20 protein-coding genes are annotated in these 24336 nt (G+C 60.8%); 3 read left to right on the top strand and 17 right to left on the bottom strand.

The annotated features are described in order from the left end of the window. Positions 1 to 41 precede the first annotated feature (41 nt). From ACF8MC_RS18970 to ACF8MC_RS18955, 4 genes are all read right to left on the bottom strand, one after another. Positions 42 to 1931 carry a PhoX family phosphatase gene (locus ACF8MC_RS18970; RefSeq protein WP_103774062.1) on the bottom strand — a complete coding sequence of 630 codons (1890 nt, stop codon included), beginning with the start codon at positions 1929 to 1931 and terminating at the stop codon, positions 42 to 44. Between the two features lie 180 nt (positions 1932 to 2111). Further along, positions 2112 to 2594 (bottom strand): type 3 dihydrofolate reductase, encoded by a 483-nt coding sequence (gene folA, locus ACF8MC_RS18965; RefSeq protein WP_033637073.1) that lies wholly within the window; start codon positions 2592 to 2594, stop codon positions 2112 to 2114. A 143-nt stretch (positions 2595 to 2737) separates the two neighbouring features. Next, positions 2738 to 3202, bottom strand: a complete 465-nt coding sequence (locus ACF8MC_RS18960) for a threonine/serine exporter (RefSeq protein ID WP_033637072.1) — start codon at positions 3200 to 3202, stop codon at positions 2738 to 2740. Next, positions 3199 to 3999 carry a threonine/serine exporter ThrE family protein gene (locus tag ACF8MC_RS18955; RefSeq protein ID WP_041033215.1) on the bottom strand — a complete coding sequence of 267 codons (801 nt, stop codon included), beginning with the start codon at positions 3997 to 3999 and terminating at the stop codon, positions 3199 to 3201. Before ACF8MC_RS18955 ends, ACF8MC_RS18960 begins: the two co-directional genes overlap by 4 nt. 127 nt (positions 4000 to 4126) lie before the next feature. On the opposite strand from ACF8MC_RS18955, the gene ACF8MC_RS18950 reads away from it, so the two are divergent. Then, positions 4127 to 4741: a LysE family translocator gene (locus ACF8MC_RS18950; protein WP_015376619.1), complete on the top strand. Its 615-nt coding sequence runs from the start codon at positions 4127 to 4129 to the stop codon at positions 4739 to 4741. A gap of 35 nt (positions 4742 to 4776) precedes the next feature. Here the strand turns inward: ACF8MC_RS18950 and kefC are convergent, their stop codons facing one another. The 8 genes from kefC to pvcA form a co-directional block, all read right to left on the bottom strand. Then, on the bottom strand, positions 4777 to 6630 hold the full coding sequence (kefC, locus tag ACF8MC_RS18945) for a glutathione-regulated potassium-efflux system protein KefC (protein WP_033637070.1): 1854 nt from the start codon (positions 6628 to 6630) through the stop codon (positions 4777 to 4779). Continuing rightward, positions 6623 to 7180, bottom strand: a complete 558-nt coding sequence (gene kefF / locus ACF8MC_RS18940; RefSeq protein WP_033637069.1) for a glutathione-regulated potassium-efflux system oxidoreductase KefF — start codon at positions 7178 to 7180, stop codon at positions 6623 to 6625. Before kefF ends, kefC begins: the two co-directional genes overlap by 8 nt. Positions 7181 to 7356: 176 nt before the next feature. Continuing rightward, positions 7357 to 10581 carry a carbamoyl-phosphate synthase large subunit gene (gene carB / locus ACF8MC_RS18935; RefSeq protein WP_038873387.1) on the bottom strand — a complete coding sequence of 1075 codons (3225 nt, stop codon included), beginning with the start codon at positions 10579 to 10581 and terminating at the stop codon, positions 7357 to 7359. 17 nt (positions 10582 to 10598) lie between these two features. Next, positions 10599 to 11747 (bottom strand): glutamine-hydrolyzing carbamoyl-phosphate synthase small subunit, encoded by a 1149-nt coding sequence (gene carA, locus ACF8MC_RS18930; RefSeq protein ID WP_071998166.1) that lies wholly within the window; start codon positions 11745 to 11747, stop codon positions 10599 to 10601. Between the two features lie 470 nt (positions 11748 to 12217). Continuing rightward, complete coding sequence (gene dapB, locus ACF8MC_RS18925) at positions 12218 to 13039, bottom strand: 4-hydroxy-tetrahydrodipicolinate reductase (protein WP_033649157.1); 822 nt, start codon at positions 13037 to 13039, stop codon at positions 12218 to 12220. Positions 13040 to 13302: 263 nt separating this feature from the next. Further along, positions 13303 to 14562: a glycosyltransferase gene (locus tag ACF8MC_RS18920; protein WP_060419492.1), complete on the bottom strand. Its 1260-nt coding sequence runs from the start codon at positions 14560 to 14562 to the stop codon at positions 13303 to 13305. A gap of 24 nt (positions 14563 to 14586) precedes the next feature. Next, a complete protein-coding gene (locus ACF8MC_RS18915; protein WP_033649154.1) occupies positions 14587 to 15450 on the bottom strand; it encodes a TauD/TfdA family dioxygenase in 864 nt (287 codons plus the stop codon). A 96-nt stretch (positions 15451 to 15546) separates the two neighbouring features. After that, complete coding sequence (gene pvcA / locus ACF8MC_RS18910; RefSeq protein WP_033649152.1) at positions 15547 to 16512, bottom strand: L-tyrosine isonitrile synthase; 966 nt, start codon at positions 16510 to 16512, stop codon at positions 15547 to 15549. Positions 16513 to 16702: 190 nt separating this feature from the next. Between pvcA and ACF8MC_RS18905 the strand changes: the two genes are divergently transcribed. Further along, on the top strand, positions 16703 to 17629 hold the full coding sequence (locus ACF8MC_RS18905; protein ID WP_103772801.1) for a LysR family transcriptional regulator: 927 nt from the start codon (positions 16703 to 16705) through the stop codon (positions 17627 to 17629). Between the two features lie 274 nt (positions 17630 to 17903). Here ACF8MC_RS18905 and ispH read toward each other — a convergent pair whose 3' ends face one another. The 5 genes from ispH to ribF are packed head-to-tail and all read right to left on the bottom strand — an operon-like array spanning position 17904 to position 23620. Further along, positions 17904 to 18857 (bottom strand): 4-hydroxy-3-methylbut-2-enyl diphosphate reductase, encoded by a 954-nt coding sequence (gene ispH / locus ACF8MC_RS18900; RefSeq protein ID WP_033637058.1) that lies wholly within the window; start codon positions 18855 to 18857, stop codon positions 17904 to 17906. Beyond that, the gene (gene fkpB / locus ACF8MC_RS18895) at positions 18838 to 19308 is read right to left on the bottom strand and encodes an FKBP-type peptidyl-prolyl cis-trans isomerase (protein ID WP_033637057.1); all 471 of its coding nucleotides are present in this window, start codon (positions 19306 to 19308) and stop codon (positions 18838 to 18840) included. Before fkpB ends, ispH begins: the two co-directional genes overlap by 20 nt. A 1-nt stretch (position 19309) precedes the next feature. Continuing rightward, the gene (lspA, locus tag ACF8MC_RS18890; RefSeq protein WP_033637056.1) at positions 19310 to 19819 is read right to left on the bottom strand and encodes a signal peptidase II; all 510 of its coding nucleotides are present in this window, start codon (positions 19817 to 19819) and stop codon (positions 19310 to 19312) included. Positions 19820 to 19832: 13 nt separating this feature from the next. Next, positions 19833 to 22649, bottom strand: coding sequence for an isoleucine--tRNA ligase (gene ileS, locus ACF8MC_RS18885; protein WP_164105382.1), 2817 nt, complete (start codon positions 22647 to 22649; stop codon positions 19833 to 19835). A 32-nt stretch (positions 22650 to 22681) separates the two neighbouring features. Then, positions 22682 to 23620, bottom strand: a complete 939-nt coding sequence (ribF, locus tag ACF8MC_RS18880) for a bifunctional riboflavin kinase/FAD synthetase (RefSeq protein ID WP_033649147.1) — start codon at positions 23618 to 23620, stop codon at positions 22682 to 22684. Positions 23621 to 24010: 390 nt separating this feature from the next. Here ribF and rpsT point away from each other — a divergent pair, with 390 nt between their 5' ends. After that, positions 24011 to 24274, top strand: a complete 264-nt coding sequence (gene rpsT / locus ACF8MC_RS18875) for a 30S ribosomal protein S20 (protein WP_004932960.1) — start codon at positions 24011 to 24013, stop codon at positions 24272 to 24274. Positions 24275 to 24336: the final 62 nt, after the last annotated feature.

Genomic DNA, 24336 nt, shown 5'->3' with positions numbered 1-24336 from the left:
CATCAAGGCGGCCCCAGGCCGCCTTTGCTCTCTTTAGCGCCTTACGCCCCAATCACCCCGCCATCTTCACGCGTGATCATCAACACCGATGAACGCGGGCGCGGGCTGTTGTTTGGGAAGTGCGAATCGCCCTCTTCTCCCGGATGCTGCACGTTGACGAACATCGTCTTGTAGTCCGGGGTGAAGGTGATGCCAGTCAGTTCGCAGGACTTCGGCCCCACCATGAAACGGCGAATTTCGCCGCTGATCGGATCGCCCACCAGCATCTGGTTGTTGCCCTGCCCGGCGTAATCGCCCTTGTTGCTGTACTTGCCGTCGGTGAGGATCCACAGGCGGCCGGCGCGATCGAAGCCCAGCCCATCAGGGCTGTTGAAGGTATTTTCCGACGTGATGTTCGGCGTGCCGCGGTTGACGCCTTCCGGGTGGGCGATCGGGTTGCCGCACAGCGCATAGATGTCCCAGGCGAAGGTGCCGGCGGTGGCGTCGCCGCCCTCGTCCCAGCGAATGATCTGGCCATAGATATTGTTCGGCCGCGGGTTGGCGGCGTTCAGCGGCATCCCTTCCTCGCCGCGCTTGCTGTTGTTGGTCAACGTGCAGTACGCGCGGCCGTCATGCGGGTTCACCGCGATCCACTCCGGGCGATCCATTTTGGTGGCGCCGACCTGCTGCGCCGCCTTGCGGGCGAAGATCAGCACTTCAGCCTCGTCGCGGAAACCGTTCTCCGGCGTCAGGCCGTTCTTGCCGAACTCGAGCGCAATCCAGCGCCCTTTGCCCTTCAGCGGCGTGCCGGCCTCATCGCCGTCGAACTGCGCCACGTACAGCGTCCCTTCGTCCAGCAGCGTGCGATTGTTGGCCGGATTGGCGGCGTCGACCACGCCTTTGGAAACGTACTTATAGATATGTTCGCCGCGTTCATCGTCACCCATGTACACCACCAAACGGCCATCTTTGGCCACGGTCACCGCCGCGTTCTCGTGCTTGAAGCGGCCCAGCGCGGTGTGCTTGATGGGCGTCGAGGTCGGATTCAGCGGGTCAATCTCGACGATCCAGCCGTGGCGGTTGAATTCGTTGGGGTTCTTCGCCACGTCGAAGCGCTCGTCATAGTCCGGCCAGTTGCGCTCCGGTTCGCTGGCCTTCAGCGTGTAGCGCTTCTGTTCCGGCGTGGTTTTGTAATCAGCCTGATGAGTGCCAAAGTAGGTATCGAAGTTTTCTTCGCAGGTCAGGTAGGTGCCCCACGGCGTCTTGCCGTTGGCGCAGTTGCCGAAAGTGCCCAGCACCTTGCGCCCGCTCGGATCGGCGGCGGTCTGAAGCAGCGGGTGCCCGGCGGCCGGGCCGCTGAACTGCATTTCGGTATTGGCGGTGATGCGGCGGTTATAGCGCGACGGGCGCTCCACCTCCCAGCGCTGGCCGTCGCCGACGCGCTTTACCGCCACGATGGAGACGCCGTGCGCCGCCTGCGATTTACGCACCTCTTCCAGGCTGGTGGCCTTGGCGCCGCCGTGAGCGAACAGGTACTGCTCGTTAACGTATTCGTTATTGATGGCCATCACGCCATGATTGTCATCGATCGGGAAGAAGCTCATGCCGTCGTTATTGTCGCCGAACTGTTTTTCCTGATCGGCGGCGCTGTTGTTGCCCTGCGGATCGAAGGCCGGCGCGCCGTCTACCAGCGGCTCGCCCCAGGAGATCAGTACCTCGGCGCGGTAGCCCGGCGCGATGGTCACCTCATCGGCGGTAGACGCGGCGATGCCCTGAAAGCCCAACAGCTTGTTCGGCGGCAGATCCTCGGCCAACGCCTCACTGGAGACCGACCAGATGCCGCCGCCGAGAAAACCGGCCAGGCCGACGGCGCCGGCGCTGCCGAGCAGCAGTTTGCGGCGAGTGGGATCGATCAGGCGGTCGGCGTCTAATTGCTCAATTTGCTTGGTCATAGCGTGGTTACCTTTTTAGTTATGGCGCCGCAGTCAAGATTCACCAGAGTTGCCGTGGCGCTCGGAGTTGGACTTCATACTAATCAGGTAATGTGACGGAAAGGTTACAAACGACGGGCGCAAAAAGGCCGGGGGCGCAATTGCTTGCGCCCCCGGGGAGAGTTGGCTAACACGCTTAAATCAGCGGCGCTGCAGGATTTCGAAGCAGTAGCTGTGCGAGTTCAGATCGTCGGCGTCGTGGAATTCGCTGAACGTGGTTTCCCACTCGTCCGGCTCGTAATCCGGGAAGTGGGTATCGCCACCGACTTCGGCGTCGATGTGCGTCAGGTACAGGCGATCGGCGCGCGGCAGCAGCTGGGTATAGATGCGCCCACCGCCGATCACCATCACTTCTTCCACCTCGCCCGCGGCGGCCAGCGCTTCATCCAGCGAGGTCACCCAGGTCACCCCGGCGGCATTGCCCGGGCGGCTGCTCAAAACGATATTGTGGCGGCCCGGCAGCGGGCGGCCGATGGACTCGAAGGTCTTGCGGCCCATAATAACCGGCTTATTCAACGTGTTGCGTTTAAACCACGCAAGGTCCGCCGGCAGGTGCCACGGCATGGCGTTTTCCATGCCAATAACGCGATCCGCCGCCAAGGCAGCGATCAGGCTGATAATCATTGTTTAACCCTGTGTAGGCAGCAAAATTGGTGACACTATACGTAAAGGCCTGAGTGCCGTCGATAGGCTAATCAAGCAAGATGAATATATAAGATAGCTCTTATCAGTATATCTAATAACCAACGATCTCCCGCCAGGTCATTTCACACGCCGGGGCGTTTACGGTACAGCCACAGGCCCGGCAACGACAGGCCGATCGACAATGCGCCAACGATAAAACTGGCCTTGAGGAAGTTGGTGATCATGGTCTCCATCAGGGCTTCGCTGTAGCCCAGATGCGAGATCTCCACCACCGTTATCATCGCGGTATAGGCGGAAATGCCGGGGAACATCGGGATCACCGCCGCCACGGTGAACACCTTCGGATGCGCCAGCAGCCAGCGCGACCAGTAGATACCGATGATACCGATCAGGATCGCCGCCAGCAGCGAGGCCCACTCAATGTTCATGCCGCCATGCATCATCAGCATGCGCGAGCCGCGCCCGATAGCCCCGAGCAACGCGCAATAGCGCAGCGCGCGCAGCGGCACGTTGAACACCATGGCGAAGCCCAGCGCCGGCACCGCCGCCAACAGCATCTCCTGCAACAAGGCCCACAGCAGACTCATGACCACCCCCGCAGATCCCACAGCGACATCGCCATCACCACCCCGATGCAGGTCGCCAGCGTCAGCAGGCTGGCCATCGCCCAACGCGCCAGCCCGGTATTGACGTGCCCCTTGAACATGTCTGCCACCGCGTTGATCAGCGGGAAGCCCGGCACCAGCAACAGCACGCTGGCGGCCATCGCCACGCTCGAGGTGTCTTTAAAAGCCGGCAGGCGCAGCAGCAGTCCGGAGATCGACGTAGCGACAAACGCCGTCAGGCAAAAATTGATCAGCGGATTCATATGGCGGGCGGTGAGGATTTGGCGCACCAGCATCGCCGCGCCGCTGGCGATAAAGGTCACCAGGAAAGCATCGCCGCCGCCGCCGTTGAGCATGCTGAAACACCCGCAGGACAACCCCACCATCAGCACCACCAGCCAGCGCGGGTAACGCAGCGGCCGGATCCTGTCAAAGCGGCGCGCCACGTCGTGCGCATCCGCCAGGTGGTGCTCGGCGAGGATCACGATATGCTGCACTTCGGTCACCACCTGCATATTGATGCCGCGATCGACGTTCTTGCGGGTGGTGGTCAGGCAGGCGCCGTGGCTGAGGGTGGTCAACACCACCGCATTGGCGGAGATCGAGCTTTCCACGCTGTCCATCCCCAGCGCCAGCCCCAGGCGGGTCGACAGCTGTTCCACCACCGTGCTCTCGGCGCCGTGCTGCAACAGCAGCAGCGCGCATTGAATGCACAGGCGGGTAATTTCACGCTGTTGCCGGTGCGGCTCCGGCCGGTCTGTGGCGTTAGTCTGCTGCATGGTGCTCCGTTGCTGGCGGTAGATGAATTATTATCATAGAGCCTAACAATACCTCATTGGGTTGATGCGCATCAGAGGAAGCGGCGTTATTATCGCCAGAACTCTGTCTTTTGCGCGAGACGCTCCCATGCTTGAAACTTCGCTGTTCGTCGCCGGCATTGCCGCCCTCGGCATGCTCTCCCCCGGCCCGGATTTTTTCCTGGTGATCAAAAACGCCGCCCGCTATCCGCGGCTGGCAGCCATGATGACCGCCTTCGGCGTGATCTGCGGCGTCGCCACCCACATGTCCTACTGCGTCGCCGGGCTGGCGGTGGTGATCACCACCACGCCGTGGCTGTTTAACCTGCTGAAATACGCCGGGGCGGTCTATCTGGTGTGGATCGGCATCCAGGCGCTGCTTTCGCGCGGCGGCGGCAAGATGAACGTCAGCAATCTGCCGCAGCAGCAGGTCAGCCTGAAGAGCGCCTTTGCGCAAGGCTACCTGTGCAACCTGCTGAACCCGAAGGCCACCCTGTTCTTCCTGGCGGTGTTCACCCAGGTGCTGCAGATCGATTCCGGTCTGGGCGACAAGCTGTGGTACGCGGGGATTATTCTCGGCCTGTCGGTTATCTGGTGGCCGCTGCTGGTGTTCCTGATCCAGAGCGGGCCGGTACGCCGCGGGTTGGAAAAGACCCAGAAGATCGTCGACAAGCTGCTGGGCGGCATGCTGATCGCCTTGGGCATCAAGGTCGCGCTGAGCTAAGCAAAAGAAGGGGCGCCAATCTGGCGCCCCTACTCTTATCCTTTGGCTTCCACCACCTCGTCCTCCGGCGCCTTGCCATCGATACTGCCGCGCCAGCCGGTCTGCTGCACCCGCGCCAGCCGATTCTGATCCTGCTCGATGGCCGCGCTGAGCATCTCCTTGGCCCGCTGCAGGCTGGCGATGCGGAACTCGGTGTCCTGATAATTCTCCAGCGTGTCTTCCAGCATCTTCAGGTTATAGCGGCGGAACGTGTCCGCCTTCTCGCGCGCCTCATAGGCGTCCAGCCCCAGCAGCTCCAGCGTTTCACGGCCGACGCGCAGCGAGCTTTCGAAGGTTTCGCGCTCCGGTTTTTCCACCCCCAACTGCCGCAGCTGATACCAGTGATCGACGTCGCGCGCCCGCGCCACCACCTTCAGATGCGGGAAGTGCTGCCTGGCCAGCTCGGTTAGCGCCAGACTGTCTTCCACGTCATCGATGGCGTTGATCAGCACCTTGGCGTGGGCGGCGCCAGCGGCCTCCAGCAGATCGGCGCGCGTGGCGTCGCCGTAGAACACCTTGGTGTCGAATTTGCGCAGCGTTTCGATATGGTCCGGATCGTGATCCAGCACCACGGTGTGTACGCCGTTGGCCAGCAGCAAGCGGCCGGCGATCTGGCCGAAACGGCCGAAGCCGGCGATGATCACGCTGGCATTTTCGTCGTCGATGACGTCCGCCGGGCGCTCCTCTTTCGGCGCATTTTTCTCCAGCTGCGCGGCGATCACCAACAGCAGCGGCGTGGCCGCCATCGACAGCGCCACCGCCAGCGTCAGCGATTTGGCCCATTCGACCGGCAGTACGCCGGCCAGCTGCGCGGCGCTGAAGATCACGAAGGCGAATTCACTGCCCTGCCCCAGCAGAATGGCAAACAGGCCGCGCTGGCGCTTCGGCACGCCGAGCAGCGGCCCAATCAGCCACAGCAGCGCCGCCTTGATCAGCATAAAGCCCAGCAACAGCGAGGCGATCAGCAGCGGGTGATGGAACAGCGTGCCGAAGTCGATCGACATGCCGACGCCGATAAAGAACAGCCCCAGCAGCAGCCCTTTGAACGGCTGAATATCGCTCTCCAGCGCGTGGCGGTATTCCGAGCTCGCCAGCAGCACCCCGGCGAGGAACGCCCCCATCGCCATCGACAGCCCGGCCATCTCCAGCAGGATGCCGAAACCGAACACCAGGAACAGCGCCACGGCGCTGAACACTTCGCGCATGCCCGAACGGGCGACGAAGTGCAGCAGCGGGCGGGTGACGTAGCGGCCGAGCAGCACCACCATCGTCAACGCGCCCACCACCTTGGCCGCCGACAGCACGAAAGCGCCCAGCGTGGTGGTGGCGCCGCTGCTGGCCAGCAGCGGGATCATCGCCACCAGCGGGATCGCCGCGATATCCTGGAACAGCAGCACCGCAAACGCGCTGCGGCCGATCGGCGACGGCGTCAAATTGCGTTCGCTCATCGCCTGCATGGCAATGGCGGTGGATGAGAGGGCCAGCGTCAGGCCGATCAGCAGCGCCACCTTCCAGTTGAGGCCGAGGAAGTAACAGAAGGCGCTCAACGCCAGGCCGCAGCCCACCATCTGAATGCTGCCGCCGCCGAACACCGAGGCGCGCAGCGTCCACAGCCGCTTGGGATCCAGCTCCAGGCCGATGATAAACAGCATCAGCACCACGCCGATCTCGGCGAAGGTCAGGATCGACTCGGCGTCCGACACCAGCTTCAGCCCCCAGGGGCCAATGATGCAGCCGGCGATCAGGTAGCCGAGCACCGAGCCCAGCCCCAGACGCACCGCGATCGGCACGAACAGCGCGGCGGAGCCGAGGTAGATCAGCCCCTCGATCATCATGTGGTGATTATCCATGGCTGGCCTCCCGAGTTTCCGCTTCGGCATGTTCCATCAGATAGTCGACCAACCGCTGCCGGTAGGCTTCGCCGGCGGCGAGCAGCGCCGGTTCGTTGCAGGTAAAAGTATTATGTACGGCAAAATAGGGTTGCCAGTTCATGCCGCAGTAGATCGCCGTGGCCTGCAGCGGCTGCGCCAGCGCAGCGAAGTTGGGAAAGTCGCCCAGCTCGAAGTGGTGCTCGTCGCCGCCGCTGGTCACCGCCCACAGGCAGTCTTTACCCACCAGCGCGTTGCCGTCGTGGCCGTAGGCCCAGCCGTGCTCCAGCACTTTGTCGATCCACAGCTTCAACAGCGGCGGGAAGCTGTACCACTGCATCGGATGCTGCAGCACCACCAGGTCGGCGCGCTCCAGCGCCCGCTGCTCGGCGTTGATATCGATATTGAAATCGGGGTACAGCTCATACAGCGAGCGCACCTCTACCTCGGGGAGATCCCTCACCGCCTGCAGCAGGCGCTGATTGGCATGCGAATGCCGGGGATACGGGTGAGCGTAAATTATCAGAATCATTGTTATCGTCGTTCCTTCGTTCCTTGCCAATACACCAAGCATATACCAATCACACAGGGTGACAGTTTGGCCACTGATTGATAGCGGAAATTTTTAACGCCTGCCGACAAATTCGCTGAATAAAAAAAGGGCGCTGCATTGAACTGCAGCGCCCCTGGCGTAGCGTTATCGCGCGGTTACTTGCCGATGCGCGCGTGCATTTCCTGCACCGACGTCACCTGCTCGGTCGGATCCGCTTTCAGCGCCATCGCAGTGGCGAAGCCGCCGTTCAACGTGGTGTCGTAGTGCACCTTGTACTGCAGGGCGCTGCGGCGAATCAGCTTGGAGTCCTCAATCGCCTGACGGCCGGCCGTGGTGTTGACGATGTAGGTGTACTCACCGTTCTTGATACGATCCTGAATGTGTGGACGCCCTTCGTGCACCTTGTTGACCAGGCGCGGGTTGATGCCCGCTTCGCCCAGCACCACCGCGGTGCCGTGGGTAGCGTCCAGCTCAAAGCCTTGCTTCAGTAGGCTGGCAGCCAAATCGACCACGCGAGCCTTGTCGCCTTCACGCACCGACAGCAGCGCGCGGCCCTGTTTCTTCATGCCCGAGTTGCTGCCCAGCATCGCTTTGGAGAAGGCTTCCGCAAAGGTGCGGCCCACGCCCATCACTTCCCCGGTAGAGCGCATTTCCGGCCCCAGAATCGGGTCGACGCCCGGGAATTTGTTGAACGGCAGCACCACTTCTTTCACCGAGTAGTACGGAGGGATAATTTCTTCGGTCACGCCCTGCTCGACCAGCGTTTTGCCCGCCATCACGCGCGCGGCCACCTTGGCCAACGGCACGCCGGTCGCTTTGGAGACGAACGGCACGGTGCGCGCGGCACGCGGGTTGACTTCAATCAGATAGACTTCGTTGTCTTTCACCGCGAACTGCACGTTCATCAGGCCGCGTACCTGCAGCTCGAACGCCAGTTTTTCCACCTGACGACGCATCACGTCCTGAATTTCCTGGCTCAGGGTGTATGCCGGCAGCGAACACGCGGAGTCGCCGGAGTGCACGCCCGCCTGCTCGATGTGCTCCATGATGCCGCCAATCAGCACGCGCTCGCCGTCGCAGATGGCGTCGACGTCCACTTCCACCGCGTCGTCCAGGAAGCGGTCCAGCAGCACCGGCGCATCGTTGGACACGCTGACCGCAGTCTGGAAGTAACGGCGCAGGTCGGTTTCGTCATAGACGATTTCCATCGCCCGGCCGCCCAGCACGTAGGAAGGGCGCACCACCAGCGGATAGCCGATGCCCGCCGCCTTCTCCACCGCCTGCTCGATGGCGGTGACGGTGGCGTTGGCCGGCTGCTTCAGGCCCAGACGGTTAACCGCCTGCTGGAAGCGCTCGCGGTCTTCGGCGCGGTCGATGGCGTCCGGGCTGGTGCCGATGATCGGCACGCCCGCGGCTTCCAGCTCACGCGCCAGCTTCAGCGGGGTCTGGCCGCCGTACTGCACGATCACGCCCTTCGGCTTCTCGATGCGCACGATTTCCAGCACGTCTTCCAGCGTTACCGGCTCGAAATACAGACGGTCGGAGGTGTCGTAGTCGGTGGAGACGGTTTCCGGGTTGCAGTTGACCATGATGGTCTCGTAGCCGTCTTCGCGCAGCGCCAGCGAGGCGTGCACGCAGCAGTAGTCGAACTCGATGCCCTGGCCGATACGGTTCGGCCCGCCGCCCAGCACCATCACTTTCGGCCGGTCGTTGGTCGGGTTGGACTCGCACTCTTCTTCATAGGTGGAGTACATGTAGGCGGTGTCGGTGGCGAATTCCGCCGCGCAGGTATCCACGCGCTTGTACACCGGATGCAGGCCGTGGCTGTGGCGCAGCTTGCGAATTTCGCTTTCGGCGACGCCGGCCAGCTTGGCCAGACGCGCATCGGCGAAGCCCTTGCGCTTCAGGGTGCGCAGGAACGCTTTGTTCAGGCCGTTGATGCCCGCTTCGGCCACCTGCTCTTCCAGGCGCACCAGCTCTTCAATCTGCACCAGGAACCAGCGGTCGACGTTGGTCAGGTTGAAGACGCCGTCAACCGACAGACCGGCGCGGAAGGCGTCGGCGATGTACCAGATGCGGTCAGAGCCGGCGTCTTTCAGCTCGCGGCGGATTTTGGTCAGCGCTTCCGGATCGTCCAGGCTCACTTTCGGGTCGAAGCCGGTGGCGCCCACTTCCAGGCCGCGCAGCGCTTTTTGCAGCGACTCCTGCTGGGTGCGGCCGATGGCCATCACTTCGCCGACCGATTTCATCTGGGTGGTCAGGCGGTCGTTGGCGCCGGCGAATTTCTCGAAGTTGAAGCGCGGGATCTTGGTCACGACGTAGTCGATGGACGGTTCGAACGATGCCGGGGTGCGGCCGCCGGTGATGTCGTTCATCAGCTCATCGAGGGTGTAGCCCACCGCCAGCTTGGCGGCGATCTTGGCGATAGGGAAGCCGGTGGCTTTCGACGCCAGCGCCGAAGAGCGCGACACGCGCGGGTTCATTTCGATAACGATCAGGCGGCCGGTTTTCGGGTTGACCGAGAACTGCACGTTGGAGCCGCCGGTTTCCACGCCGATCTCACGCAGCACCGCCATCGAGGCGTTGCGCATGATTTGGTATTCCTTGTCGGTCAGGGTCTGGGCCGGTGCGACGGTGATCGAGTCGCCGGTGTGGATGCCCATGGCGTCGAAGTTTTCGATGGAGCAGACGATGATGCAGTTGTCGTTCTTATCGCGCACTACCTCCATCTCGTACTCTTTCCAACCGATCAGCGATTCATCGATCAGCAGCTCGTTGGTCGGCGACAGATCCAGGCCACGTTCGCAGATCTCTTCGAACTCTTCGCGGTTGTAGGCGATGCCGCCGCCGGTGCCGCCCATGGTAAAGGAAGGGCGGATGATGCACGGGAAGCCGACGTCAGCGGCGACCGCCAGCGCTTCTTCCATGGTGTGCGCAATGCCGGAACGCGCGGTATCCAGACCGATTTTCTTCATCGCCACGTCGAAACGGCGACGGTCTTCGGCCTTGTCGATCGCATCGGCGGTGGCGCCGATCATGGTCACGCCGAACTCGGCCAGCACGCCCTGACGCTCCAGCTCCAGCGCGCAGTTCAGCGCCGTCTGGCCGCCCATGGTCGGCAGCACCGCATCCGGGCGCTCTTTTTCGATGATCTTGCGCACCACTTCCCAGTGGATCGGCTCGATGTAGGTCGCGTCGGCCATTTCCGGGTCGGTCATGATGGTCGCCGGGTTGGAGTTGACCAGAATGACGCGGTAACCCTCTTCGCGCAGCGCTTTACACGCCTGGGCACCCGAGTAGTCGAACTCACACGCCTGGCCGATAACGATCGGGCCAGCGCCGAGGATCAGGATGCTTTTTATGTCTGTACGTTTTGGCATTTTTTTACTGCTCCTGATTATTTGGCGTTAGAACGGTAAGTCTCAATCAGTTCGATAAAGTGATCGAACAGCGGCGCGGCATCGTGCGGGCCTGGGCTGGCTTCCGGGTGACCCTGGAAGCTGAACGCCGCCTTGTCGGTGCGGTGAATGCCCTGCACCGTGTGGTCGAACAGCGATTTGTGCGTGACGCGCAGGTTCGCCGGCAGGTTGTTTTCATCGACGGCGAAGCCGTGGTTCTGCGCGGTGATCATCACGGTGTTGTTGTCCAGATCCTTCACCGGGTGGTTGCCGCCGTGGTGGCCGAGCTTCATCTTCATGGTTTTCGCCCCGCTGGCCAGCGCCAGCAGCTGGTGGCCCAGGCAGATGCCGAACACCGGGATGTCGGTTTCCAGGAACTGTTTGATGGCGGCGATGGCGTAGTCGCACGGCTCCGGGTCGCCCGGGCCGTTGGACAGGAAGATGCCGTCCGGATTCATTTTCAGCACGTCCTCGGCCGGGGTCTGCGCCGGCACCACGGTCAGGCGGCAGCCGCGATCCACCAGCATGCGCAGGATGTTGCGCTTGGCGCCGTAGTCGTAAGCCACCACGTGGAACGGCAGCTCCGCGGCGGTTTTGGCTTCGGGCAGGTCGCCTTCAAGCGTCCAGCTACCTTGCTGCCAGCTGTAAGCCTCTTGGGTGGTGACCTCTTTCGCCAGATCCATGCCCTTCAACCCCGGGAAACCTTGCGCCTTGGCCAGGGCCAGCGCGGCGTCCGGCGAGTCGGCGGCGATGATGCAGCCGTTCTGGGCGCCCTTCTCGCGCAGCAGGCGGGTTAATTTACGGGTATCGATATCGGCGATCGCCACGATGTTGTGACGCTTGAGGTAGTCGGACAGGCTTTCTTCGTTGCGGTAGTTGCTGGCGATCAGCGGGAGGTCACGAATGACGAGGCCTTGGGCGTGTACTGCGGAGGATTCTTCGTCGGAAGCATTGGTGCCGACATTGCCGATATGAGGATAAGTAAGAGTAACGATCTGGCGGGAATAGGAAGGATCAGTGAGGATTTCTTGATAACCGGTCATCGACGTATTGAAGACCACTTCCCCCACTGCCGTTCCCTCTGCCCCGATGGCCCGACCGTGGAATTGGGTTCCGTCTTCCAGAACCAATAGCGCTGACTTTATCAAAACATCCTCCGAGGAATAATCAATCACAATATTTGCATATTAATTCAGATATCGCGATCTAAATCAATGCAAAAACCGTCCGCGAGGCCAATTTTTGGCAAATTGGGCGCATTTTAATGATGAGTGCCCGGCTTGTCTACCCAAACTGCCGTTTTTTGTTTTATTTTTGCAGTCCTCGGCGCTCATGCGGCTTGAGCGTCGATAAAAACACAGAAAACCGAGGCTGGAAAACGGTTGCGAAGCTGAATGACGGAAAATGGCGCCAGAATGGGCTTAAAAAGACGCTGAAATGGGATCTGGTGGATGAAAACGGGGTGATTAGCGAGATAATCATCGATAAATAACAATCACGACAACAAAATCAAACCAACACTTTATTTTTCATGTTAAAAAAAAGGACAATAAATTTATTGTCCTATTATCATAGTGTTATGATCAATACAACCACATCACGATGGTATGCAAATCAATTATAATTGGTCCAAATTCAACACGTCGCGCATATCAAACAGACCTTTATCACGGTTATGTAACCAGGAAGCCGCGCGCACCGCGCCGCTGGCAAAAGTCATACGGCTAGAGGCTTTATGGGTGATTTCCACCCGTTCACCGATGTCGGCGAACATCGCGGTGTGCTCGCCGACGATGTCGCCGGCGCGAATGGTGGCAAAGCCGATGCTTTTCGGATCGCGCTCGCCGGTATGGCCTTCGCGCGCATAGACCGCGCAGCTTTTCAGATCGCGCCCCAGCGCGCCGGCGATCGCTTCGCCCATGGCCAACGCCGTGCCCGACGGCGCATCCACTTTGTGGCGGTGGTGTGCCTCAACGATTTCGATATCGGTATAGTCGCCCATCACCTGCGCGGCCTTCTCCAGCAGTTTCAGCACCAGGTTGACGCCGACGCTGAAGTTGGCGGCGAACACGATGCCGATATGCTGCGCCGCATCGCGGATCGCCTGCTTGCCGGCGTCATCGAAGCCGGTAGTGCCAATCACCATCGCCTTGTGGTGCGCCACGCAAAAATCCAGGTAGCCCCGGGTGCTTTCCGGGCGGGTGAAGTCGATCAAAATATCGAACTCGTTCGCCACCTTCTCCAGACTGTCGCTCACCTTGACGCCCAGCGCGCCAATGCCCGCCAGCTCACCGGCGTCGACGCCGATCAGGCTGGAACCCGGGCGCGACAGCGCCGCCCCCAATACCACGCCTTCCGCCTGCTGCACCGCCTGGATCAACTGACGGCCCATCCGGCCGCCGGCGCCCGCAATCGCAATGCGGATTTGTGTATCACTCATGCTTGCTCTCTTCTTGATTTGACGCCTATCCCATTAGGCTATCGATTCAGGGTAACCGCCCCGCTTCAGCGTCGCCAGAGGATTCATTTCATAATTAGAAAATTATGATATTCCCCCGCTTTCATCAGCGGCGCTGTCGTGAGATTAACATTCAACCGATTTGGCGGCCTGCGACGATTGTACATAATCATGCAGTTTCCATCGCAAAAGAATGCAGAAAAAAGGCGCCGAAAACGGCGCCTGGGGAAGGAAGAACGGCGAGGTCAGGCGGTAATGGCGGCCACTTCGTTGGCGATCGCCGTCAGCGCGTCGTGGCGGGCATAGTCCTCACGCACCAGCGCCGCACGTTGCCGATAGATCGGCTGCTGCAGAATGCGCGTCGCCGCCGCCAGGATCTGTTCGGCGCTTGGCGTGCTGGTGTGCAGGCTGATGCCGCAGCCAGCGGCCACCACGCGCGCGGCCGCCTCCAGCTTGTCCTCGCCGGTGCCGGCGACGATCAGCGGCACGCCGCTGTCCAGCGCATAGTTGATCGAGCCGTAACCGCCGTTGGTGATCAGCAGCGCCGTCTCCGGCAGCCAGCGTTCGAAGGAGATAAACTCCCGCACTCTGGCATTGCCCGGCAGCGCGTCCATCAGCCCTTCCGTCGCCCGTCCGCCGGTGGTGGCCAGCACCCGCACCGGCAGATGCGCCAGCGCTTGCAGCGTCGGCACGATCAGCTGATGCAGATCGACATTGGCCAGCGTGCCCTGAGACACGATCACCAGCGGCCGACGATCGTCCGCCTCCCACAGCGTCTCTTCCGCCGCTGGCTGGCCGCCGCTGCGCAGCGGGCCGACGAATCGCACGCCGCTCGGCAGATCGTCACGCTCATATTCCAGCGCCGTGGTAGCCAGCTGCAGGAAACGCTCGCAGCCGCCGATCAGCGCGTCGGTGAACGGGCGATCCAGCGCCCGCCCGCCCGCCTGCAGCAGCGCCGCATCGAAGCTCTGCTGCACGTCATCGATCAGCACGCGCGTTTCCTCATCCACCAGTTGCTCACGGGTCAACGCCTGCGGCAGCAGCGCCGGCGGGATACGCGGGCCATAAAAAATAGCGTCGCGCGAAGAATACGACAGCGGCGTAACGCCGATACCGAAGACCGGCGGCCGCTCGGCGGACTGCAGCAGCGGCAGCACGCCGTAGAAGCAGTTCTCCACCATCAGCAGATCGGTCTTTTCGGCGGCGATGGCCGCACGCAGCTGCCGATCCAGCAACGGGATCGGCGCGGCGAAGAAGTCCTTCAGCGCCAGCGCCATCTGCGCATTGCCCGGCGGCAGCGCGGCGCGCTCGGGGAAGTGCTCTTCCAGGTGGCGGTAATCGAAATCCACCTGCGCGTCGAACGGCACGAAGCTCGCGCCCGCCGCCTCGGCGCGTTCGCGAAACAGCGCGCCGGTCATCACCCGCACCTGATGCCCTTGGGCAATCAGGTGGCGAGCGATGGCTAACATCGGGTAGACGTGCCCCGGAGTGGCGACCGCCGCCATCAGTATCCTTGCCATAATGCTCCTTTACGCTTCTGCGTTGGCCGGCTTCAGCGCCAGATTGGCGCACACCGGGTTGCTCTGAATATGCACGCGCTGCAAATGACGCGCGGAACGGGCGGTAAAGCCCTCACGGCCGTGCAGCAGCGAGAAGTTGTCCGCCACCACCACGTCGCCCTGTTGCCATTGGTGGGCATAATAGTGACGCGGATCGTACAGGTGCTGCTGCAGAGTGTGGTGGAACTGTTCCTGCTGGTGTTCCGGCACGCCGTGGTATTCCAGCGCATGTTGATTGAGGAATTTTTTTCCTTCCGTCGGCGGTTCATTGTAGCGCATGATCAAGCCCCTGCCGTTCGGGTGCTGCACCACCAGCGGCGAACAGACTTCGCCGCCGTAATGCACCACCTGCTTGATGCGGTAGGTGATCGAGACCGACAGCCACTGATCCAGCAGCGCTTCGTCCGCATTGGCCAACAGCCGCGTAGTGTCGACGAAGGTGGTGCATCCGCCTTCGTCCGGCGACGGCGCCGCCACGCAGTGGAACAGCTGGAACTCGGGGATGGTCGGCTTATACATGCCATCCCAGTGCAGCGGGACGTAGCTGCTGTCGAAGATATGATCCTTGGCGTCCGGATGCTCCTTCACGTCCAGCACCGCGCCGAACGGCCACATCATGATCTCGCCCCACTGCTCAGCGTAGCGAGTCAGAACTTCCGCCTCGCTGAAACCCGAGTCGAATCCGCGCAGCACCAGCAAGTGGTGTTCCTGCGCCAGCGCCCGCAGCGCCGCCACCGGCAGCTCGCCGATCTTTTGCCCCGGATGCTGCGGCGTCAGGATCGCGCCAAACGGGGTATTCGGTTGAATATGACAATTAAGCGGTTGGTTGTTCATCGGTGATTCTCCTTGCATCGAATGTGCTGCTCACACGGCAACGTGCCGTCAAAAACGCGCCCGCCAGGATTTCGGGCGCAAAAGCCCGCCACGGCCTCAGGCCATCTGCGGTTGTTCGATCAGGTAATGGCTCGGCGTGCCGCGGATCTCCACCAGTTCGCCGTCCAGGCTCTGCGCGTCTTTACGCTTCATCAGCACGAACTGGCCGTTCACGTTGGCCGCCACGCCGTGCCACGGCGTCAGCCAGTCGTCTTTGGTCGGCATCATGTGGATGCCCATTTTCAGGCTGTCGGCCGGCTGCGGGTGAATCGACAGGCGGATCGCCGCCGGGAAATGCTGCGCCAGCAGGTTGCCCCAGGCCCAGCTGCGCTGGATCACGCCGCAGGCGCGCTGTTTGGCATCTTTCTGCAGCGCGGCGTTGGAACCGCTGTAGCCCGGCAGCTGGCTGTCTTCATACAGGAAGCGCGTGATGGCGCGGTACAGCAAGAGGCCCTGTTCGTCCTGCATCAGCTGTTGCTTGATCGCCTCTTCCGTTTCGGCATAGCCCTCCACCAACAGCCGGCGCAGCAGATCGTAATCATCGGTATGCTCCGCCAGGCCTTTGACGTCGCCGAGGTTGAACACGCTCAGGTGCGTCGCACCCACTTCATGCAGCAGACTTTCAATCTCACGCTGATAGTGGTTGATCGCTTCATCGCTGACGCGGATCAGATCGCCGAACACGTGGCCGTCGGAGCAGATAACGATATGCGCCCCCGGCGGGTAATAGAGTTGAATGCGCTGGCACAGCGAGTTGAGGAAGATCAGCGACAGCCGCTCCGCCATGTCCGGCACCGCGCCGATCACCTTGTTGGTGTTGGGCGACTTGGTGGGAAAGGCCGGCAGTACGAATTCGATACGTTGCTCGTTTTCAATGAATGCCCGAATGCGCGGCAATTGCACCTGAGTGACCCGCCGTTCTTCTTCGGCAATCGAGGTATCGTCGCCGGGGAAGCGGCGGCGGTATTGCAATAATTCACGTAGGATTTTTAACGATATTTCTTCTTTCTGAGCGCTGTCCACAATGAGCTCCTGTTGCGATGTGGCGCGGGTGCATTATTGATAAGCGCAATAAGATTTATCAAAAAGAGAAAAAACTCTGCGAAATAATAATCAGCCCGGCGTTTATATGCTTCAGGCAATATAGAAGAGATAGTGCTATATTATTAGCCCGTATAATTCACAATCTTGGTTAAGTTGTGCTTAACAAACTATGAGCAATATTTTAAAACGCATGGCCATTTTCTCAAAAGTGGTCGATTGCGGCGCATTCAGCATGGCGGCAAAAGAATTGGGCATGACGACCTCCGCCGTCAGCCAGCATATTCGCCAGTTGGAAGAACATCTGGGCATTCAATTACTGCTGCGCTCGACGCGCTCATTGAGTCTGACCGAAGCCGGACTGTGCTTTTATGAAGATTGCCTGCTGATGATCCACGCCGCCGAACGTGGCCAACAACGGATCGCCGCGCTGCGCGGCGAACTGGTCGGTGAGCTGCGCGTCGCCACCTCCACCGAATTCGCCACCCACTATCTGGTGCCGGCGCTGCAAAGTTTTCTCGACGAACATCCCCGTCTCACGCTGCGGCTGGAAATCCACGATGAGAAGATAGATCTCATCACGCAGCGCATCGATCTGGCGATACGCGGCGGCGTGCTGGCCGACTCCAGCTACGTTTCCACGCGGCTGGCGCGCTGCCGCGAAGTGCTGTGCGCCTCGCCGGCTTACCTGGCGCATCACGGCGTGCCGGATTCGCCACAGGCGCTGACGCACCACCAATGGGTCACCTTTACGCCGCTCGGCAACCCGCAGTTTGTCCGTCTGATCCATCGTAACGGCGGTGAACACCGCATGCGTATGACCGGGCGCTTGTTCACCAACAGCGGTATGGCGATGAAGGAGTTGGCGCTGACCGGCAAGGGTATCATTCGCAATTTCTTCGCCAACGTTGAACGTGAATTGCGCAGCGGCGAGCTGATTGAAATATTGCCCGATTGGCGGTTACCGGAAATTAATTGCTACGCCATTATGCCGCGCAGGGAGAGCCAGCCATTAAAAGTCAGACGATTGCTGGAGCATATGAAACTCTATTTGCAGGAGAAGGGATTAAGCGCCGTAGAACATATCCGTCAGGAATAAAATAAGAAACATCTGCAATATCTATTATTGTAATTATTGTAATCACCTTACCAACACCGGGTCCTATTTAGATTGCAGCCTAATGATATCTTTATTAATAACTTTTCACCAGCCTATATAATTAATCACACCGACGTTATTTCAAATACTCAGAATAAATTTGGCTTTAGTTAGCAGAAAATTTGAATATGCATGGAATATTATTTTTTACGCGGCGCGCTTTCCAAAAAAAAACGGGAAGCCTAAGCTCCCCGTTGTCACCCGCCGGCGCATGTCAATCGATCTGACGAACGTCCACGCGCAGCTCTTTAGGCACTTCAAACACGATGTTCTCTTCACGCCCGCTGATTTCATGCACGTCCAGGCCACCCAGCGCTTTCAGGCGAGAGATCACCTCCTGCACCAGCACGTCCGGTGCCGAGGCGCCGGCGGTAACGCCGATATTGCGCGCTTCGCTCAGCCAGCTTTCCTGAATATCCGCCGCCGAGTCGATCAGATAAGCCGGTTTGCCGACGCGCTGCGCCAGTTCCGCCAGACGGTTGGAGTTGGAGGAGTTCTTCGACCCCACCACCAGCACCACGTCCGCATCGCCGGCCAGGTTGCGCACCGCTTCCTGACGGTTGGTAGTGGCGTAGCAGATATCATCCTTACGTGGCCCGATAATTTTCGGGAAACGCTGACGCAAGGCGTCGATCACGTCCGAGGTATCATCCACCGACAGCGTGGTCTGCGTCATGAAGCACAGGTTGTTTTCGTCTTTCACCTGCAGCTTCCACACGTCTTCCGGCGATTCGACCAGGTACATGCCACCCTGCGGGTTGCTGTACTGGCCCATGGTGCCTTCCACCTCCGGGTGCCCGGCGTGGCCGATCAGGATCGCTTCGGTGCCGCGGCGGCTGGCGCGCGCTACTTCCATATGCACCTTGGTCACCAGCGGGCAAGTGGCGTCGAACAGCATGGTCAGATCGCGCGCCTTGGCTTCGGCGCGCACCGCCTGAGAAACGCCGTGCGCCGAGAAGATCAGGATAGAGCCGTCCGGCACTTCCGCGATCTCTTCGATAAACACCGCGCCGCGCTCACGCAGGCTGTCGACCACGTAGCGGTTGTGCACCACTTCATGCCGCACGTAGATCGGCGCGCCATACAGTTCCAGCGCGCGTTCCACGATGCTGATCGCACGATCAACCCCGGCGCAGAAGCCGCGCGGGTTAGCCAGCAATATTTGCATGCATCTCCTCCTGCTGCGGATCGATCTCCAGCACTTCGATATCAAAGGTCACCGGATGGCCCGCCAGCGGATGGTTGAAATCGACGGTGATTGAATCCTCCGCCACCGCGCGCACCACGCCCGGCATTTCACTGCCGTCGATGGCGGTAAACAGCATGATGGTGCCCACGTCCGGCACGCCGGTTTCCGCGAAGTCGCGGCGCGAGAAGAACTGAACCAGATCCGGGTTCTCCGCGCCGAACGCCGCTTCCGGCTGCAGGGTAAAGGCGCATTTGTCGCCCGCGCGCAGGCCGAGCAGCTGCGCCTCCAGCGGCGCCGACAGGCTGCCGTCACCCAGGCGGAACAGCGCCGGCTTGCCGCTGCTGCGGGTGGATTCGGCGGTCGAACCGTCTTCCAGTTTCAGCGTAAAGTGAACCAGCACCGCGCTGTCACTGATAACCTGAGCCGTCATATTACTCACCTTTACTCTTTGCGCTTTTGTTCGCCGGCGACAGGAAACCTTCCAGCACGATCATCGCCGCGCCCACGCAGATAAAGCTGTCCGCCAGATTGAAGGTCGGGTAGTGCCAGTCACCGACGTAGAAGTCGATGAAATCGACCACGAAACCGTGCCACAGGCGGTCGAACAGATTGCCCAACGCCCCGCCGATGATAAAGGCGTAGGCGATGTTGTTCAGCTTCTGCTGCGCGGTGCTGCGGTACATCATCACCAGCAGCACCGCAACGATGGCGATGGCGATGCCGGCGAAGAACCAGCGCTGCCAGCCGCCATGGTCGGCCAAGAAGCTAAACGCAGCGCCGTAGTTGCGCGCGTAAAACAGGTTGAACGACGGGATCAACGGCTGGGACTGGCCCAGCGTAAAGTTAGCGAGGATCCACTGCTTGCTGCCGAAATCCAGCGCCAGCACCGCCACCACAACCCACAGCCAACGCAGGCCGGTCGAACAAATTGATTTACTCATCAGGCGCGAGTTCTCAGGCAAAGTTACGCTTCTCGCCGTCACCGGCGACGTTGCTTACACAGCGGCCGCAGATGTCTGCATGCTCCGCCACCAGGCCGATATCGGTGGTGTAATGCCAGCAGCGCGGGCACTTCTTACCCGGTGCCGTGCTGAAGGCGATCTTCAGCCCTTTCAGCAGCTCGGAAGCCTGCGCGTCGGCCGGCGCCTCCGCCAATGGCGCAACGCTTGCCGCAGAGGTCAGCAGCACGAAGCGCAGCTCATCCTGCAGGCTGTTCAGGCGCGCCGCCAGCTCGCTGTCGGCATACAGCGTCACCGCCGCTTCCAGCGAACCGCCGAGGCGTTTGTCGGCGCGCGCCTGCTCCAGCACCTTGTTCACTTCGCCGCGCACTTTCAGCAGCTCGGCCCAGAAAGCGTCGTTCATCGGCTCGCCTTCCGCCAGCCCGAACAGGCCGTCGTACCACTCTTCGGTGAACACGTACTGCGCGCGTTTGCCCGGCATGAAGCCCCAGATCTCGTCCGCAGTGAACGACATGATCGGCGCCATCCAGCGCACCAGCGCTTCCACGATGTGATACAGCGCGGTCTGGCAGCTGCGGCGGGCGACGCTGTCGCTCTTCGCGGTGTACTGACGATCCTTGATGATATCCAGGTAGAAGGAGCCCATCTCGACCGAGCAGAACTGCATCAGACGCTGCACCACTTCATGGAAATCGTAGTTGGCGTAAGCCTGCTCGATATCCTGCTGCGCCGCCAGCGCACGGCCGACCGCCCAGCGATCCAGCACCACCATGTCTTCCGGCGCCACGCAATCGGTGCTCGGCTCGAACCCGTTCAGGTTGGCCAGCAGGAAGCGCGCGGTGTTGCGGATGCGGCGATAAGAGTCGGCGGAACGCTTGAGGATCTCATCGGACACCGCGATTTCGCCGGTGTAATCGGTCGACGCCACCCACAGGCGCAGAATGTCGCCGCCCAGCTTGTTCATCACGTCCTGCGGGCTGACGGTGTTGCCGATCGACTTGGACATCTTGCGGCCCTGGCCGTCGACGGTGAAGCCGTGGGTCAGCACTTCTTTATAAGGCGCCTTGCCTTTCATCGCGGTGGAGATCATCAGCGATGACATAAACCAGCCGCGGTGTTGGTCGGAGCCTTCCAGATACATGTCGGCGCTGTGGCCGTGGAACTCAGGACGCACGTCGACCACCGAAGCGTGGGTGGAACCGGAGTCGAACCACACGTCCAGCGTATCCGGCACTTTCACGTAGTCGGCGGCGTCCGCGCCGAGGATGTCGGCGGCGTCCAGATCCCACCAGGCCTGAATGCCGTCTTGCTCGACGCGCTTGGCCACTTCTTCCATCAGCTCAACGCTGCGCGGGTGCAGCTGCTCGGTTTCTTTATGCACGAACAGCGACATCGGCACGCCCCAGGTGCGCTGACGCGAGATGCACCAGTCCGGGCGGTTGGCCACCATCATTTCGATGCGCGCCTGGCCCCAATCCGGGATCCACTGCACGCCTTTGATCTCTTCCAGCGACTGCTGACGCAGGCCTTTCTGATCCATGCTGATGAACCATTGCGGCGTGGCGCGGAAGATGATCGGCGTCTTGTGGCGCCAGCAGCACGGGTAGCTGTGCAGGAACTTCTCGACGTGCAGCAGCGCGCCTTTCTCACGCAGCAGATCGACGATCAGATCGTTGGCCTTGAAGACGAACTTGCCGTCCAGCAGCGGATGGGTACCGGTCAGGTAGCAGCCGTTCGGCCCTACCGGGTTGGCGATCTCCAGACCGTATTTTTGGCTGATGACGAAGTCATCCGGACCGTGGCCACCTGCGGTATGCACCGCACCGGTACCGGCGTCCAGCGTCACGTGCTCGCCCATAATGGCCGGCACGTCGAAGCCCATAAACGGGTGTTTGAAGCGCAGCAGCTCCAGATCGGCGCCTTTGCAGCTGCCCAGCACCGCCCATTCGGTGATGCCGGCGCGTTTCATCACGCTTTCCACCAGCTCGGCCGCCAGGATCAGGCACTGGCCGTCAACCTGCACCAGCTGATAGGTGAAGTCCGGGTGCAGCGAGATCGCGCGGTTGGCCGGCAGGGTCCACGGGGTGGTGGTCCAGATAACCAGGGAGATGGCGCCGCTGAAGTTGCTCACGCCGAACTTGGCCGCCACGGCAGCCGCGTCGGCCGCATGGAAAGTCACGTCGATCGACGGCGAAGTCTTGTCGTAATACTCCACTTCCGCTTCCGCCAGCGACGATCCGCAGTCGGTGCACCAGTGAACCGGCTTGGCACCTTTCAGCAGGTGGCCGTTGCTGATGATCTTGCCCAGCGCGCGGATGATGTTGGCTTCGGTTTTGAAGTCCATGGTCAGGTACGGACGATCCCAGTCGCCCAGCACGCCCAGGCGGATGAAGTCCTTTTTCTGGCCTTCAACCTGCTCGGCCGCGTACTCGCGGCACTTCTGGCGGAACTCGGCCGCCGTCAGCTTCTCGCCCGGTTTGCCGTACAGCTGTTCAACCTTCAGTTCGATAGGCAGGCCGTGGCAGTCCCAACCCGGCACATAAGGCGAGTCGAAGCCGGCCATCCCTTTCGACTTGATGATAATGTCTTTGAGAATCTTGTTAACCGAGTGACCAATGTGAATGCTGCCGTTCGCATACGGAGGGCCGTCATGCAAAATGAAGGTTTTTTTGCCCTTTTTGGCAGTACGAATAATCCCGTACAGATCCTGTTCATACCAACGTTGCAGCATGCCAGGTTCGCGCTTGGCGAGATCGCCGCGCATCGGGAACCCTGTTTCCGGCAAGTTCAGGGTATTCTTGTAGTCACTCATTAGATTCTCGGTTCCGTTTTCGGCTATAGAGATTAAACCGGTGTCTGTAGCCCGAAGAACTTCCGGGCCGTCACCACATCATTGGCGATTTGCTGCTTCAGGGCATCGAGCGAAGCAAACCGCTGTTCATTGCGCAATTTTGCGCGGAGCACCACCTCAATATGGCGCCCGTAAAGATCCATTGTGACATCCAGCAGATGCACTTCCAGCTGCTGGCGCACGCCGGCGACGGTCGGGCGCGTACCGATATTGGCCACGCCCGGCAGCGGCTGCGGCCCCAGGCCGTACACTTCCACCGCATACACCCCTTTCACCGGCGCCACCAGGCGCTTGAGCGGCAGGTTGGCGGTCGGGAAGCCGATGGTGCGGCCCAGCTCGTCGCCATGCACCACGCGCCCGGAGATGCTGTACGGGTGGCCCAGCAGGGTCTCCGCCAGCGGCAGATCGTCCTCACTCAGCGCGGTGCGGATCGCGGTGCTGCTGATGCGCCGATCGCCTTCGCGGAAGGTCGGGGTGCTGACCACCTCGAAGCCGTACTCTTTTCCGGCCTGCTGCAATAGCGGAAAATCGCCCTGGCGCCCGGCGCCAAAGCGAAAATCATCCCCCACCATCAGGAATTTGACGCCCAGTTTTTCCACCAGCAGCTCGGCGACGAACGCCTGCGCGGTGTTGGCGGCAAAACGCGGATCGAACTTGACGCAGAGCAGGTAGTCGACGCCCGCCTGCGCCAGGTAGTTGGCCTTGTCGCGCAGGCGCGTCAAGCGGGCCGGCGCCTTGTCTGCGGCGAACATCTCCAGCGGCTGCGGCTCAAAGATCATGACCATCACCGGCAGCCCGAGGCGTTGCCCTTGTTGCTTCAACTGCTCCAGCAACGCCTGATGACCGCGATGCACGCCGTCAAAGTTGCCGATGGTGAGCACGCAACCATGGTGGCGCGCCCGGATATTGTGAATGCCGCGAATTAGCTCCATAGCTGGCTCAAAACAGTGGAAATCGGCGGATTATACCTTGTACAGCCGGTAAGGTTAACCCGCGATTGGTGCCTTTATGTAATAGACACACCATACCGGAGATAATCTGCGCGTGAAACGGCTTCGCCGCAGTTTATCCGGCGCCGCCGGGCCGATTCTCGACCGCAGCCAACGGCTTGCGCCCGCCGCGGCAAAACATTGGCGAATTTTCTCGCGAAACACTGTATTCCCAAGAGCGAAGCTGGTAAAATCCTGCGCCATCACAACGTAGCGAGTGCCGCCTGTACAAACGGCGCTTATTTGCACAAATCCATTGACAAACGAAGGCTAAAAGGGCATATTCCTCGGCCTTTGAATTGTCCTCAATAGAATATATTTGGGAGTTGGACCTTGGCTAATATCAAATCAGCTAAGAAACGCGCCGTACAGTCTGAGAAACGCCGCAAGCATAACGCAAGCCGTCGCTCAATGGTGCGTACCTTCATCAAGAAGGTAGACGCAGCTATCGCAGCTGGCGACAAAGAAGCAGCACAAAATGCATTCCTGGTAATGCAGCCACTGGTGGACCGTCAGGCAGCTAAAGGCCTGATCCACAAAAACAAAGCAGCGCGTCATAAGTCAAACCTGACTGCACGCATCAACGCAATGCAATAAGCATTTCGTTATCTGCTTGATAAAAAAACCGGCTCAGGCCGGTTTTTTTACGTCCTGCGTTC

Source organism: Serratia sp. LACPHL-BACT-2024-00286 (genome assembly GCF_043109535.1).
GTDB lineage: Bacteria > Pseudomonadota > Gammaproteobacteria > Enterobacterales > Enterobacteriaceae > Serratia > Serratia sarumanii.
Note: the sequence above shows the minus strand (reverse complement) of the source record. Positions and strands in the feature narration are given on the sequence as shown.

Excerpts from the sequence above, each read along its gene's own strand:
- ACF8MC_RS18970 (WP_103774062.1), bottom strand. The coding sequence starts at position 1,931 with ATGACCAAGCAAATTGAGCAATTAGACGCCGACCGCCTGATCGATCCC.
- folA (WP_033637073.1), bottom strand. The coding sequence starts at position 2,594 with ATGATTATCAGCCTGATCGCTGCCTTGGCGGCGGATCGCGTTATTGGC.
- ACF8MC_RS18960 (WP_033637072.1), bottom strand. The coding sequence starts at position 3,202 with ATGAGTCTGCTGTGGGCCTTGTTGCAGGAGATGCTGTTGGCGGCGGTG.
- ACF8MC_RS18955 (WP_041033215.1), bottom strand. The coding sequence starts at position 3,999 with ATGCAGCAGACTAACGCCACAGACCGGCCGGAGCCGCACCGGCAACAG.
- ACF8MC_RS18950 (WP_015376619.1), top strand. The coding sequence starts at position 4,127 with ATGCTTGAAACTTCGCTGTTCGTCGCCGGCATTGCCGCCCTCGGCATG.
- kefC (WP_033637070.1), bottom strand. The coding sequence starts at position 6,630 with ATGGATAATCACCACATGATGATCGAGGGGCTGATCTACCTCGGCTCC.
- kefF (WP_033637069.1), bottom strand. The coding sequence starts at position 7,180 with ATGATTCTGATAATTTACGCTCACCCGTATCCCCGGCATTCGCATGCC.
- carB (WP_038873387.1), bottom strand. The coding sequence starts at position 10,581 with ATGCCAAAACGTACAGACATAAAAAGCATCCTGATCCTCGGCGCTGGC.
- dapB (WP_033649157.1), bottom strand. The coding sequence starts at position 13,039 with ATGAGTGATACACAAATCCGCATTGCGATTGCGGGCGCCGGCGGCCGG.
- ACF8MC_RS18920 (WP_060419492.1), bottom strand. The coding sequence starts at position 14,562 with ATGGCGGCGGTCGCCACTCCGGGGCACGTCTACCCGATGTTAGCCATC.
- ACF8MC_RS18915 (WP_033649154.1), bottom strand. The coding sequence starts at position 15,450 with ATGAACAACCAACCGCTTAATTGTCATATTCAACCGAATACCCCGTTT.
- ACF8MC_RS18905 (WP_103772801.1), top strand. The coding sequence starts at position 16,703 with ATGAGCAATATTTTAAAACGCATGGCCATTTTCTCAAAAGTGGTCGAT.
- ispH (WP_033637058.1), bottom strand. The coding sequence starts at position 18,857 with ATGCAAATATTGCTGGCTAACCCGCGCGGCTTCTGCGCCGGGGTTGAT.
- fkpB (WP_033637057.1), bottom strand. The coding sequence starts at position 19,308 with ATGACGGCTCAGGTTATCAGTGACAGCGCGGTGCTGGTTCACTTTACG.
- lspA (WP_033637056.1), bottom strand. The coding sequence starts at position 19,819 with ATGAGTAAATCAATTTGTTCGACCGGCCTGCGTTGGCTGTGGGTTGTG.
- ileS (WP_164105382.1), bottom strand. The coding sequence starts at position 22,649 with ATGAGTGACTACAAGAATACCCTGAACTTGCCGGAAACAGGGTTCCCG.
- ribF (WP_033649147.1), bottom strand. The coding sequence starts at position 23,620 with ATGGAGCTAATTCGCGGCATTCACAATATCCGGGCGCGCCACCATGGT.